This is a genomic window from Streptococcus oralis subsp. tigurinus (genome assembly GCF_002093575.1).
In the GTDB taxonomy this organism is placed as follows: Bacteria; Bacillota; Bacilli; order Lactobacillales; family Streptococcaceae; genus Streptococcus; species Streptococcus oralis_CH.
The window spans coordinates 126,933-140,822 of the sequence record NZ_LNVH01000007.1 but is presented as its reverse complement, the minus strand read 5'-3'; the positions used below and the strand labels follow the sequence as shown (position 1 = coordinate 140,822).

The 13,890-nt window shown below is 36.9% G+C and carries 29 protein-coding genes and 2 pseudogenes; 30 read left to right on the top strand and 1 reads right to left on the bottom strand.

Translation table 11 applies throughout. The features are described from left to right. Positions 1 to 272: 272 nt before the first annotated feature. Entirely contained in the window at positions 273 to 476 is a 204-nt protein-coding gene (locus ATE37_RS09215; RefSeq protein WP_084868826.1) for a hypothetical protein, read from the bottom strand. A gap of 111 nt (positions 477 to 587) precedes the next feature. Here ATE37_RS09215 and ATE37_RS09210 point away from each other — a divergent pair, with 111 nt between their 5' ends. From ATE37_RS09210 to ATE37_RS09080, 30 genes and pseudogenes are all read left to right on the top strand, one after another. Beyond that, positions 588 to 854 (top strand): hypothetical protein, encoded by a 267-nt coding sequence (locus tag ATE37_RS09210; protein ID WP_084868825.1) that lies wholly within the window; start codon positions 588 to 590, stop codon positions 852 to 854. A gap of 46 nt (positions 855 to 900) precedes the next feature. Next, a complete protein-coding gene (locus tag ATE37_RS09205; protein WP_084868824.1) occupies positions 901 to 1,353 on the top strand; it encodes a hypothetical protein in 453 nt (150 codons plus the stop codon). A gap of 5 nt (positions 1,354 to 1,358) precedes the next feature. Continuing rightward, the gene (locus ATE37_RS09200; protein WP_084868823.1) at positions 1,359 to 2,054 is read left to right on the top strand and encodes an ERF family protein; all 696 of its coding nucleotides are present in this window, start codon (positions 1,359 to 1,361) and stop codon (positions 2,052 to 2,054) included. 3 nt (positions 2,055 to 2,057) lie between these two features. Continuing rightward, positions 2,058 to 2,384 (top strand): hypothetical protein, encoded by a 327-nt coding sequence (locus ATE37_RS09195; protein ID WP_084868822.1) that lies wholly within the window; start codon positions 2,058 to 2,060, stop codon positions 2,382 to 2,384. 12 nt (positions 2,385 to 2,396) lie between these two features. Beyond that, positions 2,397 to 3,398: a DUF1351 domain-containing protein gene (locus tag ATE37_RS09190; protein WP_084868821.1), complete on the top strand. Its 1,002-nt coding sequence runs from the start codon at positions 2,397 to 2,399 to the stop codon at positions 3,396 to 3,398. A 158-nt stretch (positions 3,399 to 3,556) separates the two neighbouring features. Continuing rightward, positions 3,557 to 4,099 carry a MazG-like family protein gene (locus tag ATE37_RS09185; RefSeq protein ID WP_084868820.1) on the top strand — a complete coding sequence of 181 codons (543 nt, stop codon included), beginning with the start codon at positions 3,557 to 3,559 and terminating at the stop codon, positions 4,097 to 4,099. After that, on the top strand, positions 4,096 to 4,272 hold the full coding sequence (locus ATE37_RS10785; RefSeq protein WP_180382791.1) for a hypothetical protein: 177 nt from the start codon (positions 4,096 to 4,098) through the stop codon (positions 4,270 to 4,272). Before ATE37_RS09185 ends, ATE37_RS10785 begins: the two co-directional genes overlap by 4 nt. Then, positions 4,262 to 4,837, top strand: coding sequence for a single-stranded DNA-binding protein (gene ssb, locus ATE37_RS09180; RefSeq protein WP_084868819.1), 576 nt, complete (start codon positions 4,262 to 4,264; stop codon positions 4,835 to 4,837). The genes ATE37_RS10785 and ssb overlap by 11 nt, the downstream gene beginning before the upstream one ends. An 8-nt stretch (positions 4,838 to 4,845) precedes the next feature. Beyond that, entirely contained in the window at positions 4,846 to 5,382 is a 537-nt protein-coding gene (locus ATE37_RS09175; protein WP_084868818.1) for an NUMOD4 domain-containing protein, read from the top strand. Positions 5,383 to 5,392: 10 nt separating this feature from the next. After that, positions 5,393 to 5,672 (top strand): annotated as a pseudogene (locus ATE37_RS11000) (hypothetical protein). A gap of 48 nt (positions 5,673 to 5,720) precedes the next feature. After that, positions 5,721 to 5,924: a hypothetical protein gene (locus tag ATE37_RS09170; RefSeq protein WP_084868817.1), complete on the top strand. Its 204-nt coding sequence runs from the start codon at positions 5,721 to 5,723 to the stop codon at positions 5,922 to 5,924. After that, complete coding sequence (locus tag ATE37_RS09165; RefSeq protein ID WP_084868816.1) at positions 5,921 to 6,361, top strand: helix-turn-helix domain-containing protein; 441 nt, start codon at positions 5,921 to 5,923, stop codon at positions 6,359 to 6,361. Before ATE37_RS09170 ends, ATE37_RS09165 begins: the two co-directional genes overlap by 4 nt. Then, a complete protein-coding gene (locus ATE37_RS09160; RefSeq protein ID WP_084868815.1) occupies positions 6,351 to 7,100 on the top strand; it encodes a DNA-methyltransferase in 750 nt (249 codons plus the stop codon). The genes ATE37_RS09165 and ATE37_RS09160 overlap by 11 nt, the downstream gene beginning before the upstream one ends. 14 nt (positions 7,101 to 7,114) lie before the next feature. Beyond that, positions 7,115 to 7,549, top strand: a complete 435-nt coding sequence (locus tag ATE37_RS09155) for a hypothetical protein (RefSeq protein WP_084868814.1) — start codon at positions 7,115 to 7,117, stop codon at positions 7,547 to 7,549. A gap of 1 nt (position 7,550) precedes the next feature. After that, positions 7,551 to 8,288 carry a hypothetical protein gene (locus tag ATE37_RS09150; protein ID WP_084868813.1) on the top strand — a complete coding sequence of 246 codons (738 nt, stop codon included), beginning with the start codon at positions 7,551 to 7,553 and terminating at the stop codon, positions 8,286 to 8,288. A 14-nt stretch (positions 8,289 to 8,302) separates the two neighbouring features. After that, positions 8,303 to 8,674 (top strand): hypothetical protein, encoded by a 372-nt coding sequence (locus ATE37_RS09145; RefSeq protein WP_084868812.1) that lies wholly within the window; start codon positions 8,303 to 8,305, stop codon positions 8,672 to 8,674. Beyond that, the gene (locus tag ATE37_RS10780) at positions 8,675 to 8,851 is read left to right on the top strand and encodes a hypothetical protein (RefSeq protein ID WP_180382790.1); all 177 of its coding nucleotides are present in this window, start codon (positions 8,675 to 8,677) and stop codon (positions 8,849 to 8,851) included. A 1-nt stretch (position 8,852) separates the two neighbouring features. Further along, positions 8,853 to 9,185, top strand: coding sequence for a DUF1372 family protein (locus tag ATE37_RS09140; RefSeq protein WP_084868811.1), 333 nt, complete (start codon positions 8,853 to 8,855; stop codon positions 9,183 to 9,185). A 10-nt stretch (positions 9,186 to 9,195) separates the two neighbouring features. Then, entirely contained in the window at positions 9,196 to 9,408 is a 213-nt protein-coding gene (locus tag ATE37_RS09135; RefSeq protein WP_001286809.1) for a crAss001_48 related protein, read from the top strand. Positions 9,409 to 9,418: 10 nt separating this feature from the next. Further along, the gene (locus ATE37_RS09130) at positions 9,419 to 9,823 is read left to right on the top strand and encodes a hypothetical protein (protein ID WP_084868810.1); all 405 of its coding nucleotides are present in this window, start codon (positions 9,419 to 9,421) and stop codon (positions 9,821 to 9,823) included. Beyond that, positions 9,824 to 10,036, top strand: coding sequence for a hypothetical protein (locus ATE37_RS09125; protein ID WP_084868809.1), 213 nt, complete (start codon positions 9,824 to 9,826; stop codon positions 10,034 to 10,036). After that, positions 10,037 to 10,390 carry a hypothetical protein gene (locus ATE37_RS09120; RefSeq protein WP_084868808.1) on the top strand — a complete coding sequence of 118 codons (354 nt, stop codon included), beginning with the start codon at positions 10,037 to 10,039 and terminating at the stop codon, positions 10,388 to 10,390. A 17-nt stretch (positions 10,391 to 10,407) separates the two neighbouring features. Next, entirely contained in the window at positions 10,408 to 10,803 is a 396-nt protein-coding gene (locus ATE37_RS09115; protein WP_206600683.1) for a YopX family protein, read from the top strand. Further along, complete coding sequence (locus ATE37_RS09110) at positions 10,796 to 10,975, top strand: hypothetical protein (protein ID WP_084868806.1); 180 nt, start codon at positions 10,796 to 10,798, stop codon at positions 10,973 to 10,975. Before ATE37_RS09115 ends, ATE37_RS09110 begins: the two co-directional genes overlap by 8 nt. Further along, positions 10,944 to 11,200 (top strand): annotated as a pseudogene (locus ATE37_RS09105) (DUF3310 domain-containing protein). Before ATE37_RS09110 ends, ATE37_RS09105 begins: the two are co-directional and overlap by 32 nt. Beyond that, positions 11,197 to 11,454 carry a hypothetical protein gene (locus ATE37_RS09100; RefSeq protein ID WP_084868805.1) on the top strand — a complete coding sequence of 86 codons (258 nt, stop codon included), beginning with the start codon at positions 11,197 to 11,199 and terminating at the stop codon, positions 11,452 to 11,454. Before ATE37_RS09105 ends, ATE37_RS09100 begins: the two are co-directional and overlap by 4 nt. A gap of 21 nt (positions 11,455 to 11,475) precedes the next feature. Then, a complete protein-coding gene (locus ATE37_RS09095) occupies positions 11,476 to 11,874 on the top strand; it encodes a hypothetical protein (protein WP_084868804.1) in 399 nt (132 codons plus the stop codon). Between the two features lie 60 nt (positions 11,875 to 11,934). Next, a complete protein-coding gene (locus ATE37_RS09090) occupies positions 11,935 to 13,017 on the top strand; it encodes a DUF4417 domain-containing protein (RefSeq protein WP_084868803.1) in 1,083 nt (360 codons plus the stop codon). Then, positions 13,007 to 13,426 (top strand): hypothetical protein, encoded by a 420-nt coding sequence (locus ATE37_RS09085; RefSeq protein WP_084868802.1) that lies wholly within the window; start codon positions 13,007 to 13,009, stop codon positions 13,424 to 13,426. Before ATE37_RS09090 ends, ATE37_RS09085 begins: the two co-directional genes overlap by 11 nt. 3 nt (positions 13,427 to 13,429) lie before the next feature. Beyond that, the gene (locus tag ATE37_RS09080; protein ID WP_084868801.1) at positions 13,430 to 13,840 is read left to right on the top strand and encodes a hypothetical protein; all 411 of its coding nucleotides are present in this window, start codon (positions 13,430 to 13,432) and stop codon (positions 13,838 to 13,840) included. The last annotated feature ends 50 nt before the right edge of the window (positions 13,841 to 13,890 follow it).

Here is a 13,890-nt window from a genome sequence, read left to right as displayed (position 1 = left end):
AAATACTAACTAACAACAAGTATTAAATAACAATAAATACTAACTAACAACAAGTACTACTACTCTTAATAAATAAAAGAGAGAAATTTAAAAATTTCTAATATAGGACTTTGATTTGAAAGGGGAAAGAATGAGACCTAAAAGATACCCATTCAGTGGGAAAACAAAAGCCTCAACTACGGAAATAGTCAAGGCTTGGGAAGATGCTTACTCAGACTTTATTGTTAAAACTCAAAAAAAGCAAGAACAATCTGAGCAGGAATTATGTAAAGCTATTCGGAGGCTTTGTTAGCTATCTCATTTAAAATCTTAGTTGCTTTTTCGGTAGCAAGTTGCTCTACTTGCATATCTTTAGCTGCTAATAATTTTTCAATGACGTCAATGACAGCATTAGTTGCAACATCAGCTGAATTTTTCTCAATATACTCTGTAATCAGTTGATAGCTAGCTTGTTTTAGGCTTTCAAAGTCATTCATAAACTTATCCTCCTTTCGTTTAGGATAAGTCAATTATAGCAAAAAAGCCCACTGATAGGGTCAGGGGCTTACTAAAAACACTAAGTAAATTATACCACGAAAGGAGCAAAAATGGAAACAGTTCAAATCGTGAGAATTAAAGATGTGATCATCGAGAAGATTTCTGCAAACGATGAAGAACTAGAGCACATCTTTGGATGTTCAAAACGGCAAGCGGGAGACATGAGGCGAGAAATGAAGAAGTTACCTAGTCAGCAAAACCATCTCAGAAATGATGGCCAGCTTGTAACAATCAAGGGTTTTGATGCTTATTTGCAATATCGAGGCAGTCAGTCATGGAAGAAAGAAATGGCTAAAACCGTTAAGATGACACGATAGCAGAATAATAAGGGATTTGCAGAGTTTTTTAAAGGAGGAAAGAAATATGCCAAATTGGGCAGAGGGCACTCTTAAATTAAGAGGCAAAACAGAAAATATCGTATCAGCATTGAAAGAGATGCTATTAGAAAATCAAGGCGCAACGCTCGAAGAAAAATATGATGGTACTCTACTAACATTTAAAACTGAGAATGATTATTTTTATATAAACGGTACAAGGCGTGCGTTTATTTCTGGTAAAGATATTGAAATTTGGTTGAATGATGATTTTGTGATTATCGAACTTGAAGATTTCAAACAAGCATGGGTAGCATCAGCTGACAATTACACAGAAATTTCTAGTAAGTTTGATGTTGATGTTAAAATTTTCACTTTTGAAATGGGTATGGAATTTACACAGGAAATTGAAATTTCAAAAGGTGAAATCATCAAGGATATTGTAAACAAAAACTTTACTAACTATTCATGGGATGTGCCTTTTAGCAGACTTGGAGGATAGATGATATGGCAGATTTAACATTTGCAGAATTACAGCGAAAAATGCAAATCGAAAAACAAACGAAACAGGGAGTGAAATATCCGTTTAGAACCGCAGAGGACATCAATAATAAATTTAAGTCTTTGGATAGCGGTTGGAGTGTATCATTTCCAGAAGATGACATCATTCAAAAAGGTGACAAACTGTATTATAAAGCGGTAGCTGTTGCTAAAAGAGAAAGTGATGGCACGATTGAAAAAGCTATTGGATGGGCTAGAGAGGAAGATGTACCAATTTTTCACACACAAAAAGGGGATGTGAAACAGATGCAAGATCCACAATGGACAGGTGCGGTTGGTTCTTATGCTAGAAAATATGCTTTACAAGGTTTATTTGCCATTGGAGGTGAGGATGTTGATGAGTATCCAGTAGAAGAAAGCCAAGAACAAGGGCAGACTAATCAGCAACAGAAACCAAACAACCAGCAAGCACAAGAACAAAATCAAGTAAGGTACATTGACAACATTCAGTATCAAGAAATCATCAAGAACGTTGAAGAAATTGCGACGATTAAAGGAGCACCATTTGATACAGTTGCAAATTTTGTATTGAGCAAGTACCAAATAGATGATTTCCACAAAGTGCCAGTTGATGGTTATAACATAGTGATGGACTATCTCACTAAACAAATTCAAAAAGCATACGAAAAACAAGGAGTATAAGACATGACTGAAAATAAAATTTATTCGCCATGGGCTTTCACAGAAAACGAAAGTCAAAAACATAAATCTAATCTTTCAGCTCTAAAAGAGTTGAAAGAGAAATATATCATCAAGGACAAATGGAATTATGACAAAATGAATGAACAAGATCAAGAAACAGTTGATGTTGTATATGGTCAAGTTGGTGGTGGTTACGGGAATTCACTGTATGAGATTTATAAGAATACCCCTAATTTATCAAAAACAGAACTTGCCTTAATTTGTGATAATGGCAATTTATGTTTTGGACATTCATCATCAGGTAGTAAAATCAAAATTTTCACAGACTAGGAGAATAAAGACATGGTAAAAGATGTAACTAATAGCTTGACAGAAATTAAGGTAGATTTCCAACCTGCAGTAATCAATGTTGATTATGATAGCGTGGAGAAACAACTTGCAGCAATTGTTGCACAGTACACAGATTATGAGGTGACAGCATCCACTTACAAGATTGATTATGATGAGCGTACACGCCTAAATAAATTGAAAGAGGCGCTGGAAACTCGACGTAAGGAAATCAAAAACAACATTAATAATCCATACAAGGAATTTGAGAAGTGGTACAAGAAAACAGTTGAGCCATTGGATAATGTCATTGCAAACATCACAGCAGGACTTAATGCAATTGATGAACATGAACGATTGATGCGCGTGGATGTTGTCCGAGCTACCTTTGAGGATAAGTGTATGGTCGCAGGGATTGAAAAATCCACATTCGCTGACAAATACGATGAGTACAGCCTCAAGAAATATTTTAAAACAGGCAAGTACGAACTGAAAAAGACAACACTTGATGAAATGGATGCTTTAGTGCTTTCAGAATTTGATGCCCTGGAAGAATACAAGGCCAACAAGCAAGCTGTACAAGAGCAAGCTCAAGAGTACGATTTGCCAGCTGATAGCTATATCAGACATCTTGAAGATGGTAAGAGCCTTGTCGATGTTTTCAAGATGATGAAATCAGACCGTGATGCTGAAATTGCACGCAAGGAGCAGAGAGAGGCTCAAGAAAAAGCAGAGGCTGAACGACTTGCAGAAATCGAACGCATATCCAAAGAAATTGCTAATGCGAATATCAAGGCTTATATCAAGGCTTACGATGCCGAAACAGGCGAGATTTTGGAACAGGGGACAATTACACCAGAACCACAAAACAACGTGCGAGAAGTGCCAAAATTTGAGCCTGGCGAACCTTTAACAATTGACTTGCGTTTGACTTTACATGGTGGGAAAGCTCAGCTTGATCAGTTGCAAGAATGGCTTGAGGATAACTTTATCAGTTTTGAAACTTTGGAGGGTTAGGTGGAATTTAGAAAGTATCAACTTATTTTAGAATTTGAAGAGGCTAACAGGCCTCTCACACAAATTGAAAAGAAAGGTCTTGCTGTCTACTCTATCGAGTATCTAAAATCGGGGCTAGATAGCTTGGAGCGTGAATATTGCAACAGGAGGTATGCTCAATGAAATTTAATGAACTGATTGAAAATGTAAAAGGATGGTCAACAGCTAAGGAGCTTGACAAAGCAAGCCCATTATCTCAAATGCTCAAACTCAATGAAGAGTGGGGGGAGCTCAATGGTGCTACAGTACGAAAGGATAAGGAAAAGATAGCTGATAGCGTTGGAGATATGATGGTTGTTCTGACTATCCTAGCTCAACAGATGAACTTTTCTAAAATCCATTTGTCTCTCAATCCAGATGAGAACGGACAGCATAACTTTCATTATGTAGATCAGTGGTCAGTAGAGTTACTGTACTTGCACATTGCTAATGAAATTGGATTGATTGCGCGTGGTTTGGTTGATGTTTCAACTAATACAAATCGCATTAACGCACGCACTCAAATTCAGTTAAGTAGCCGTAACATTGCTATTTATCTGATGTTTGTTGCTAAGAAATTTGACTTGACTTTGACAGAGTGCCTTGAATTGGCATGGAATGAAATCAAAGACCGTCAAGGAAAGATGGTGGATGGTGTGTTTGTTAAGGAGTCAGACCTATGAGATGTTTTTATGTCAGTGGTAAAATTGCAGATCTTGATTTGGGGTCAGAAATCAATGCAGAAAATTCATTTATGGCCGCTATTGAGTTTGTGAAACGATACGCCAACTTATTAAAGTTTGGGTCAAATGAAATCAAGGTATCAGAAGTAGAGGAGGTGCAAAATGATAAATAACGTTATTTTAGTAGGGCGACTTACAAGAGATGCCGAACTGAGATACACGCAATCGAATATTGCGGTTGCTACATTTACTCTTGCTGTAAATCGTCCATTTAAGAACGAGGCTGGAGAGCGTGAGGCTGATTTTATCAATTGTGTTATCTGGAGACAGTCAGCTGAAAATCTTGCTAATTGGGCTAAAAAAGGCTCATTGATTGGTATCACAGGAGTAATTCAAACACGGAGCTATGATAATCAGCAAGGCCAACGTGTTTATGTTACAGAGGTTGTTGCTAGTAATTTCCAATTGCTAGAAAGTCGCAACAGTCAGCAAAATACTCAAGGTCATCAAGATAATCATGGTGGTTATCAACAACAGGGCTACAGCAACCAGGGCAGTTCTTTCCAAAACGGAAATAACACAGGAAACAATTTCCAAAATGGAAATAGTTACGGACAACAAGGTAGTTTCTTTGAGGGGAACACAACAAATCCAGTTCCTGATTTCACCCGTGATAACAATCCCTTTGGCAGACCGACAAACCCATTGGATATTGACGATTCAGATCTGCCGTTTTGAGGTGATTTATGAGCAAAGAAATTTGGAAAGAGATCAATGGTTATGAGGGGATTTATGAAGTTTCAAACCATGGTAGAGTTAGAACTCACAAAGATAAAATCACACATAGCCAAAGACACGGTATCAGGCATTGGAAACAGAGGATTTTGAAACCTAAATCAACCAAAACTAGAGAACCTAGGGTGTCTCTATGGAAAAATAAGAGATCGAAAGATTACCTAGTACATAGATTGGTTGCAGAGGCATTTATACCAAATCCAGATAACAAACCGACAGTAAATCATATTGATGGCAACCCAGAAAATAATCATGTTAGCAATCTTGAGTGGGCGACTTACAAAGAAAACAATAATCATGCTTTCGATAACAACCTAATCAAAACAGGAATGAGCATCATTTTAGTTGACAAAAAGACTAAAGAAATGCACATGTTTAGAAGCATGGCGAAAGCTAGTGAATTCTTAGGACATAACCACGGTTATTTGAGCAGTATATTGTCACATGGTCAGACCATATCCCAATATGAAATATACACTAAATTATAGGAGTTACTAGATGAATAAAGTTAAAGCAGACTTACAATGCCCATTTTGTGGACACTGTAAAGTGGTTAAGGTAGGAGCGCATCGCAAAGGCTATTACTTGCCCATCGTGTAAACAAGCTGTTTTCTTGTCGTGGGCAACTGGTATTGAGGGGGAAATTGATGAACATGGTTATTATTTCCACGCTTACGAGCCTTTCAATATCCGCAAAATCAACCAAGAGTTTCAAGATGCTTTTGAAGATGCACCACCTAAACACTCTTTCACCATCAGAAATAAGATGAGAGGGTGAAATTACTTTTACAATCAGTATTAAACCAATTTGAAAAGGAAACAGAAAATGACAAAAATTGAAATCGTTATGCTACTTACAACTTTGATGTCTATCACATGGGCAGCGATTGTTACAATTCACACTATGCAAGCTATCAAAAAGCACAAGGCAAAAGTGGATTATTATCAGATCCCACAAGTGCAATGCGAGATTGCACGTCATGTACTTAAAAACAAATGGTACTCAGATGGAGGGGAGGTGTTTAGATGAAAGTATTTGACGGTGCTAAAATGCGTGCTATCCGTAAAGGGGCAGAGCTTACTCAGTATGACCTTGCCCCTATGGTTGGAATTAGTCAAAATCGAGTAAGTGACATTGAGAGAAATGTTACAACTCCAACGAATGAGGAAATCGAGGCATTTGCCGATGCGCTAAATACTCAAGTCTCATCATTCTTAAGCAATGAGTCAGAAATTGAGGTTATTGCTAATACCTTTACCAAAAAGAAAAAGGATACGGATGCAGAGTCTCATTTTGACAACCCAACCGAGCAAATGGAGCTATTTGTTGATGATACTTTACTAGGTCATGACCTGACAGGCTATGTATTGATCAGCCAAAAAACCTATTTGGAGTTGTTAGATAGTCAAGATCGCTTAAAGCAGTTACAAAAACTTTTGAAGTGGGGAGTTTGTGATGAAATTTGAACTTATCAATGACCACTTTGAAAATGCTAAGCGATACAACATACCGAGAGCGCAACTTATCATTGCTGATATTCCTTACAATTTAGGAAATAATGCATATGCCTCCGACCCTAGATGGTACAAAGATGGGGATAACAAAAACGGAGAGAGCAGATTAGCAGGAAAATCATTTTTTGATACAGATAATGATTTCAAAATCAATAATTTCTTTGACTTTTGCAGCCGGCTCTTGAAAAAAGAACCAAAGGAAAAAGGGAAAGCACCTGCTATGATTGTCTTTCATGCCTGGCAACAGAGGGATATGATTATAGAATGTGGTAAAAAGCATGGTTTTAATAATGCTTATCCGCTCTATTTTACAAAAAAATCAAGCCCACAAGTACTAAAGGCCAATATGAAAATTGTTGGTGCGGTTGAAGAGGCAACGGTATTATATCGTGACAAACTACCTAAATTTAACAACGGTGGGGCTATGATACTCAATCATGCCCCGTGGGAAAAAGATAGCTCTTACCCCGTTATCCATCCCACGCAAAAACCGATACCAGTTTTGAAACGATTGATTGAAATTTTTACAGATGAGGGCGATGTTGTCATTGATCCCGTAGCAGGTTCTGGCTCAACCCTAAGAGCTGCTATTGAGATGAATAGGTCAGCCTATGGATTTGAAATCAAGAAAGATTTTTATAAGGCTGCACAAGAGAAAATGCTATCGTCATTTCAAATTAGCTTAATTTAAAGCAGGAGGACAATATGGATAAAAAACTTATTGGGTTAGACCTAACCCACATTGCAGATGGAGGATTACAGGAGAAACTAGACAAAGAGCTTGAAAAAGTCTTTGACAACATCCTTGACCTAAATACAGATGCGAAAGCAAAACGTACTATCACAATTACACTGAAAATGTCATCTAACGATGAGCGTACAGTAGTTGATACTATCATGGATGTGAAAGCTAAGCTAGCACCTCAAAATGCAGTAACTACAACTATTCTTGTTGGCCGTGACTATGATACAGGCATGGTGCATGCAAACGAACTTAGAAGTAGCGTGCCAGGTCAGATGTATTTTGATGATGATGCTCAATTACGAACCGATATTGGACAACCAGTAGAGGAAGTAGAACAACAAGCAGAAACAAAACCAGATATTATTGATTTCAACAAAAAGAAAGTAGGTAACTAATATGACAACAGAAAATCTTAAATCAGCATTGGAATACGCAGTAGAACTAAAAGGGCGTGGATTAGAAATTTTAACAGCTGCAGATGGCACAGAGTATTATGATGCCAACAAATTCAACCTCAAAGAACTCGACCCTAAACGCTACCCTAAAACTTTGGAGCTATCAACCTTGACAAGTCTGGTTGACTTTCTCAAAACTGACCTAAACAATTTGAAAAACCAACGCTTGATTGTAGCAGTTGAGAAAAATGATGAGGTTTGTGTATGGTCTGAAAATGATGAGTTAGAACGTCGAACATTACTTGTTGATGTTAAGGCACGCATTCCAGAGCTATCTTTTGGCCGTTTTCTATCATCGGAACAGTTCAATATCATGTTGCAATCAAACTTTATTGATGATAATGATCGTGGCACATTGCTAGAATTTGCTAGCGCATTGAAAATTGAGAATGGGGCTGAGATTGAAGATAATGGGGTATCTCAAGTAGCAACGGTTAAAACAGGAGTGGCAAGTCTTGCTAAAGGCAAAGCACCTAATCCGGTCACATTGCGCCCATATCGTACATTTAGCGAGGTTGAGCAACCAGCAAGCCTATTTGTCTTTAGGATTGATAAGCAAGCAAATATGGCTTTATTTGAGGCAGATGGTAAGCGTTGGGTAGCTGATGCAGTAGGAAATGTTGCAGCCTATCTAAAAGAGCAACTAGCAGACCAAAAACATATCACAGTATTAGCATAAGAGAGGAAAAGACAATGACTAAAGAAACTAAAAACACGGTATCAGCTGAAACTATCGTAGAGAACTTGAAAGAATTTGCGGAGGCATTACACGATGCCAGTAAAAAGGCAATGTTCTACTTTCTTTTGACAGAAAATACTAATGGATTAAAAACAGCTAAGACAATGCATAGCATTAGCCATGATTTGTTGGACATTCTGGATGGTAAGAGTGTTAAAGAAGTGCTTAGTGAATCTGATGAGGAAGATAGCTCTTTTGTTGGATCAATCGCTATCAATGTAGAAACTGGGAAAGTTGAGGGGATTGATGATATCAAGGACACCAAAACAAAAGAACAGATTTTAGCAGCTGTAAGTAAAGTAATTGAAGAGTTAGGCGGTAATTAGATGATCTTGTTTCTGAAATTAATGGTTATCAGCGCTTGCTTACTCCTTGCTATTCTGATTTTCGTTGCTGGGCGCAAAACCTACAAAAAAGGAAAAGCGGACAAGGTGGTTTGGTTTATCTTTGATGCTTATGCTATTGCTTTGATTTACACAGTGATAAAGATTTTGGAGGCATGACATGAAAAATAAAAATCGAGTTGGTTTATTTTTTGCACTTGTGGGCTTGTCACTATCAATGCTAAATCTAGGTTTGATGATCTCTAAAGATCACTATAAACCACAGGTGGCTAAACTGGAACAGCAAGTAGAAGAATTGAAAAAAAGAAAACCAGTCATTATTTATCAAGTTGATAATGCTGGTGGGGAACTTATCGGGACTGTAACAGATAAAGCCATTATTGATGGGCATTATACGGTTACTATCGGAGCTTATGGTAAGTTTCTTGTCACTAAAAAACAATATGAGAGCATCAACATAGGGGATGATGCCCCAAATTATTTGAAGAAATGAGGAAATTAAAATGAGTGATTACAAACAACGGATGATTGAAGAATACAAACAATTAAAAGAGCGCACCAATAAGTTAAGTTTGATGATTAGTAACTATTACGTAGGAACGCTTGATTTTAAGCTAAAATGTCCTATTGAGTTACTTGAAACACAACATTATACAATGTGTGCATATCTCAAGATCCTTGAACAACGTGCAGAAATTGAAAACATTGAGTTTTAAGGTAATCAAAATGAAATTTGAGTTTTCTTTGCCTCGAAATACTAAGCTAAAATCTCTAAACATGGTTATCAACAGTAATGACAGGCAACATCAAACAGATAAGGCTAAAGTTACTAAGCGCATTAGAGCTTTTGCTTATTGGCATACATCGATGAACAAGGATAAAGGGAGGGCTGCTTTTAGCCCCTCTAACCCTTGTGAGGTTACAGTTACAATTTATAGCCCTACTAAGTCAAAACTTGACCCACCTAATTTATATCCAACAGTTAAAGCTATCATTGATGGTATGACTGATGCAGGTATTTGGAAAGATGATAATCATAAGGTTATCAAAAAGTTATCTTTTGTTTATGGTGGATTAAGCGAGGAAAAAGGGCATTATAGATTAGTTTTTGATATAGAGGGAGTGGAATAAATGACAAAAATCAGATTACAAAATCCATATGAAGATGTAGAAATCAAGGTAAAAGAAGATTATAGACATATTCTAAATATGTTGGAATGGCTTGAGCGAGGTAATATAAATTATCTTCAACTACAACAGATTAAGCCTACTGAAACTATCATCACGATAAATCCTAAACACTTTGCAAAGGTTGAATTTTATGAAGACGAGGAGATGAAGTAGATGGAATTTTTCTTAACAAGCACGTCAGGGGAAGTTGAAAAACAAATTCCTAACACCACAATTAAAAAATACACAAAAAGAGAAGTTAGAACCTGTTCGACATTTGAAGAATTTGATAAGCGATTTTCTAGGAGAGAAGGCACTTGGCTTTCTAAAGGAGCAAATCATAAAACATCTAAAGGTCGAATAAAAAGAGAGTTCCCGAACGCTGCAGAGGGGCATTTTATCGAAATCAATTCGATAGAGGAGTTGCTAAAATTTCAGAGAGAAGTGAGAAGCGAGCTGATAATTACTTCTGCAACTGATAACGAGTCAATTCCAGCTATTGAAATTTATAACGATTATAGGGAGTAAACATGAAAGATGTAATTATGGCAACATTACCAAAGTTTCGCGCGTGGGATAAAGAGTTTAAAGAAATGGTGCAAGTTAATGCACTACTCTTGGATGACCAAGCTATCATGGCAACTTACAAAAACGGCAGCGTAACAAAAGAGGATATGAAAAGCTACGATCTCATGCAATCAACAGGTCTCAAAGACGATTTTGACAAGGAAATTTTTGAAGGAGATGTTATCCTTTGGACATATTGGGATGAATTTGAAGATAGCGGTAGAGCAAAGATTATCTTTGATAAAGGTATGTTTAAATTGTTAGATATACGCACAGAAAAAGAGGTCTGGGATAATCTATTCGACTGTATCGAAAACTGTAATGTATTCCTTCAAGGCAACATCTACGAGAATAAGGAGTTACTAGATGCCTGATGTAGAGTGGATTATGGAGAATTGTCATATGATGCGAGATAATGGAGTCTGGGCAGGAGAAAAACAGATTTCCTATGCTAGCCCAGATGGTCAATACACATATTACATCAACAAGCGAAAAGATGGAACGTATTACTTGCATGGAGCAAATAAACATTACGGGAGGAATTGATATGACAGATAATGTAAATAACCCAAGCCACTATCAAGGACGATATGGCATGGAATCTATCGATGCTCTAAGAAATTTCATGACACCAGAACAATTAAAGGGTTTTTATCTAGGAAATGCTTTGAAATATCAGTTGAGGTTTCAAAAAAGAATGGGCTTGAAGATTTGAAAAAGGCTCGTAAAAATTTGGAGTGGTTAATTGAGGAATTTGAGGTAGAAGAATGAAATCTAAAAAACTATTAGCAATCGTATTGCTTGGCTTATCTTTTGTATGGTTGGCAGCATGTGGAAACAAGGATGTCCTTGGAACAACTTTCACTTTTAATTACGCAAAAGTGAAAATGGTAGATGGGCAAATCGTAGAGGGCAAAGTCAAACGGTGGGCGAAGTACGAGAAACAGGATAGTATTCGTGTCACTTTTGAAAATGGAGATGAGTATTACACTCACTCAAGCAACGTGACCTTATATAACAAATGATGAGGGGGTGATATATGACTGATGACGAAGAAGAAAATAGAGCGCTTGTCAGTTATCCATCGCAGGGAAATCAATTGGCTCAAATGGTATTTTTTGAGGGATAAGAAAAATCCGAAAAGAACCATTTTGGAGCAAAAGATTATAGTTTCTCATATCAAAAATGATAGTCTTGAAGCTAAGTTTTTAACCAATTTAAAAAAATCAACTGAAGATTTTATAGATGGGTCTGATCCTAAATATTTGCAGGCAATAAAAGAGGTTTATGTCTACGAGAACATGAATGTTATTGGAGCTTGTCAAAAAATACTATTTTATAGCCCAACTCAAGCCTATGTACTACTTAATGCGTGGTTTAACGATTATTTTCGTTCAACTTACACAGAATTACTAAAAAACGCCATATTAGATAAAGAACCGTAAAAAAGCCAAAGCTTATGTATCTATAATCAAGATATATAAGCTTTTTTTGAAAGGAGAGATATGGACAACTTACAAATCGAGTATGTGGATATAAAATCCGTTAAACCATATCACAAAAACGCTAGACATAATGACGGCGAGGCAACAGAAAAAGTTGCTGCATCCATAAAAGCTTTTGGTTTTCAGCAACCTATCTTAGTAGATGATAATAATGTCATCATTACAGGTCATACTAGGCTCAAAGCAGCACTTTCTTTAGGTATAGATACAATACCTATCGCTCACGCTGTAAATCTGACAGACGAACAGATAAAGGCTTATAGACTAGCAGATAATCGAGTCGCTGAGTATTCAACATGGGATGCTGAGCTTTTGAATGTAGAACTAGGTGAGTTTGAAACAATAGATATGAGTCAATTCGGGTTTGACTTATCCGTAACAGGTTTAGATTTTGGTACAGATCAAGAACAAGAGGCATCTGATATCGAGGAAGAAGATGCAGAGGATTTTCATAGAGATACCACAATAAACCAATACAACCTTTTTCATTATGACGATACAAGGGTTGAGGGTTTTTATAACATGCCTCAACTTGAGGGCGTGGATCATATCCCTAAAGATTTTCAAGGCTTTAATTATGTTTTGAATAAACCGGATTATAGCTCATGTGTGCACTTCTTTTTAGATGATTATCAATTTGAACGGATTTGGCAAAGACCAGACTTTTATATTGAAAAGTTGCTAGAGTTTGATAGCGCCTTAACTCCAGACTTTAGTCTATACCTTGATATGCCTATGGCTATGCAAGTATGGAACATTTACAGATCAAGATTGATTGGTCAGATAATGCAAGATTACGGTATGACGGTTATTCCAACGGTATCATGGTCAACTGAGGAAAGTTTTGCTTTTTGTTTTGATGGTTTGCCACAAGATGCAACGCTAGCAATCAGCACAATAGGTGTTAAGCAAAACAAAGAGCAGTTGAAGATTTGGGAAAAAGGTGTAACAGAAATGATAAAACGCCTCAATCCTAAAAGAATTGTAGTATATGGCGGAAAAGTCGAATACGATTATAAAGATATAGAGGTTGTTTATTTTGAAAATGCAACAACGGAAAGGATGAAAAACAATGGGCGGTAGAGGAGCAAAAAGCGGAAGTAATAAGATTGATAGAATTGCGGTAAAAATGGCAGATGGTTCCATTCGTCAATATCAACGAATAGGAAAAGATGGTATAGCAACATGGGATGGTTACGAGCTTCCGAAACACCATAAGGGGGCATCGTTTTCAAAGGCTTTGGAAAATGCTAGAAAAAATGGAACTCTCGTCAAAGAGTTGAATAAGACTCAGACTCGTAAAATAGACAAGAAAAATCAAAAAGATATAAAAGACTGGCGAGCAGAAGTAGAAAGAAGAAAAAATTCATGGCCTTTGATGGGGACAGGAACGCTAAATAGGCATGGGAAACTAGTAAATCATAGAGCCTCAGTAGGAAAAGAGGATTACCTAATTTCGTTTAATGAATGGAAACGACAAAATGGGAGGTAAACAATGGGTGGACGAGGTGCGAGCTCTGGTAGGAGCAATAAAGGCAAAAAGTACGGTACAGAATATAAAACGATACATGAAGTAGGGAATATCAAGTTTGTTGTTCAAAACGAGCAGGGCTCACAAAAAGCACCAATGGAAACTATGACTGAAGGTAGAGTATATGTATTAGTTGATAAACACACAAACAATTTAAAGAGTATCACTTACAATGATACAAAAAATAAACGTAATAAACAGATAGACCTAGATCATGAACATAAAAAAATGATTCCTCATGTTCATCACGGTTATTTTCATAATGAATATGAAGTAAGTAAAAAAGGTGGTACAAATCTGACAACTAAAGAGAGGAAAATGGTTGATAGAGTGACGAAAGAGTGGTATAATTTTAATAGAAAGCACAAGGGATAGTATAGAAGGAGTACACCTTGATAGAGGTAGCCACGGTGCGAATCCGTGTC

Coding starts and splice junctions, on each gene's coding strand:
- ATE37_RS09215 (WP_084868826.1), bottom strand. CDS start 476: ATGAATGACTTTGAAAGCCTAAAACAAGCTAGCTATCAACTGATTACA.
- ATE37_RS09210 (WP_084868825.1), top strand. CDS start 588: ATGGAAACAGTTCAAATCGTGAGAATTAAAGATGTGATCATCGAGAAG.
- ATE37_RS09205 (WP_084868824.1), top strand. CDS start 901: ATGCCAAATTGGGCAGAGGGCACTCTTAAATTAAGAGGCAAAACAGAA.
- ATE37_RS09200 (WP_084868823.1), top strand. CDS start 1,359: ATGGCAGATTTAACATTTGCAGAATTACAGCGAAAAATGCAAATCGAA.
- ATE37_RS09195 (WP_084868822.1), top strand. CDS start 2,058: ATGACTGAAAATAAAATTTATTCGCCATGGGCTTTCACAGAAAACGAA.
- ATE37_RS09190 (WP_084868821.1), top strand. CDS start 2,397: ATGGTAAAAGATGTAACTAATAGCTTGACAGAAATTAAGGTAGATTTC.
- ATE37_RS09185 (WP_084868820.1), top strand. CDS start 3,557: ATGAAATTTAATGAACTGATTGAAAATGTAAAAGGATGGTCAACAGCT.
- ATE37_RS10785 (WP_180382791.1), top strand. CDS start 4,096: ATGAGATGTTTTTATGTCAGTGGTAAAATTGCAGATCTTGATTTGGGG.
- ssb (WP_084868819.1), top strand. CDS start 4,262: ATGATAAATAACGTTATTTTAGTAGGGCGACTTACAAGAGATGCCGAA.
- ATE37_RS09175 (WP_084868818.1), top strand. CDS start 4,846: ATGAGCAAAGAAATTTGGAAAGAGATCAATGGTTATGAGGGGATTTAT.
- ATE37_RS09170 (WP_084868817.1), top strand. CDS start 5,721: ATGACAAAAATTGAAATCGTTATGCTACTTACAACTTTGATGTCTATC.
- ATE37_RS09165 (WP_084868816.1), top strand. CDS start 5,921: ATGAAAGTATTTGACGGTGCTAAAATGCGTGCTATCCGTAAAGGGGCA.
- ATE37_RS09160 (WP_084868815.1), top strand. CDS start 6,351: ATGAAATTTGAACTTATCAATGACCACTTTGAAAATGCTAAGCGATAC.
- ATE37_RS09155 (WP_084868814.1), top strand. CDS start 7,115: ATGGATAAAAAACTTATTGGGTTAGACCTAACCCACATTGCAGATGGA.
- ATE37_RS09150 (WP_084868813.1), top strand. CDS start 7,551: ATGACAACAGAAAATCTTAAATCAGCATTGGAATACGCAGTAGAACTA.
- ATE37_RS09145 (WP_084868812.1), top strand. CDS start 8,303: ATGACTAAAGAAACTAAAAACACGGTATCAGCTGAAACTATCGTAGAG.
- ATE37_RS10780 (WP_180382790.1), top strand. CDS start 8,675: ATGATCTTGTTTCTGAAATTAATGGTTATCAGCGCTTGCTTACTCCTT.
- ATE37_RS09140 (WP_084868811.1), top strand. CDS start 8,853: ATGAAAAATAAAAATCGAGTTGGTTTATTTTTTGCACTTGTGGGCTTG.
- ATE37_RS09135 (WP_001286809.1), top strand. CDS start 9,196: ATGAGTGATTACAAACAACGGATGATTGAAGAATACAAACAATTAAAA.
- ATE37_RS09130 (WP_084868810.1), top strand. CDS start 9,419: ATGAAATTTGAGTTTTCTTTGCCTCGAAATACTAAGCTAAAATCTCTA.
- ATE37_RS09125 (WP_084868809.1), top strand. CDS start 9,824: ATGACAAAAATCAGATTACAAAATCCATATGAAGATGTAGAAATCAAG.
- ATE37_RS09120 (WP_084868808.1), top strand. CDS start 10,037: ATGGAATTTTTCTTAACAAGCACGTCAGGGGAAGTTGAAAAACAAATT.
- ATE37_RS09115 (WP_206600683.1), top strand. CDS start 10,408: ATGGCAACATTACCAAAGTTTCGCGCGTGGGATAAAGAGTTTAAAGAA.
- ATE37_RS09110 (WP_084868806.1), top strand. CDS start 10,796: ATGCCTGATGTAGAGTGGATTATGGAGAATTGTCATATGATGCGAGAT.
- ATE37_RS09100 (WP_084868805.1), top strand. CDS start 11,197: ATGAAATCTAAAAAACTATTAGCAATCGTATTGCTTGGCTTATCTTTT.
- ATE37_RS09095 (WP_084868804.1), top strand. CDS start 11,476: ATGACGAAGAAGAAAATAGAGCGCTTGTCAGTTATCCATCGCAGGGAA.
- ATE37_RS09090 (WP_084868803.1), top strand. CDS start 11,935: ATGGACAACTTACAAATCGAGTATGTGGATATAAAATCCGTTAAACCA.
- ATE37_RS09085 (WP_084868802.1), top strand. CDS start 13,007: ATGGGCGGTAGAGGAGCAAAAAGCGGAAGTAATAAGATTGATAGAATT.
- ATE37_RS09080 (WP_084868801.1), top strand. CDS start 13,430: ATGGGTGGACGAGGTGCGAGCTCTGGTAGGAGCAATAAAGGCAAAAAG.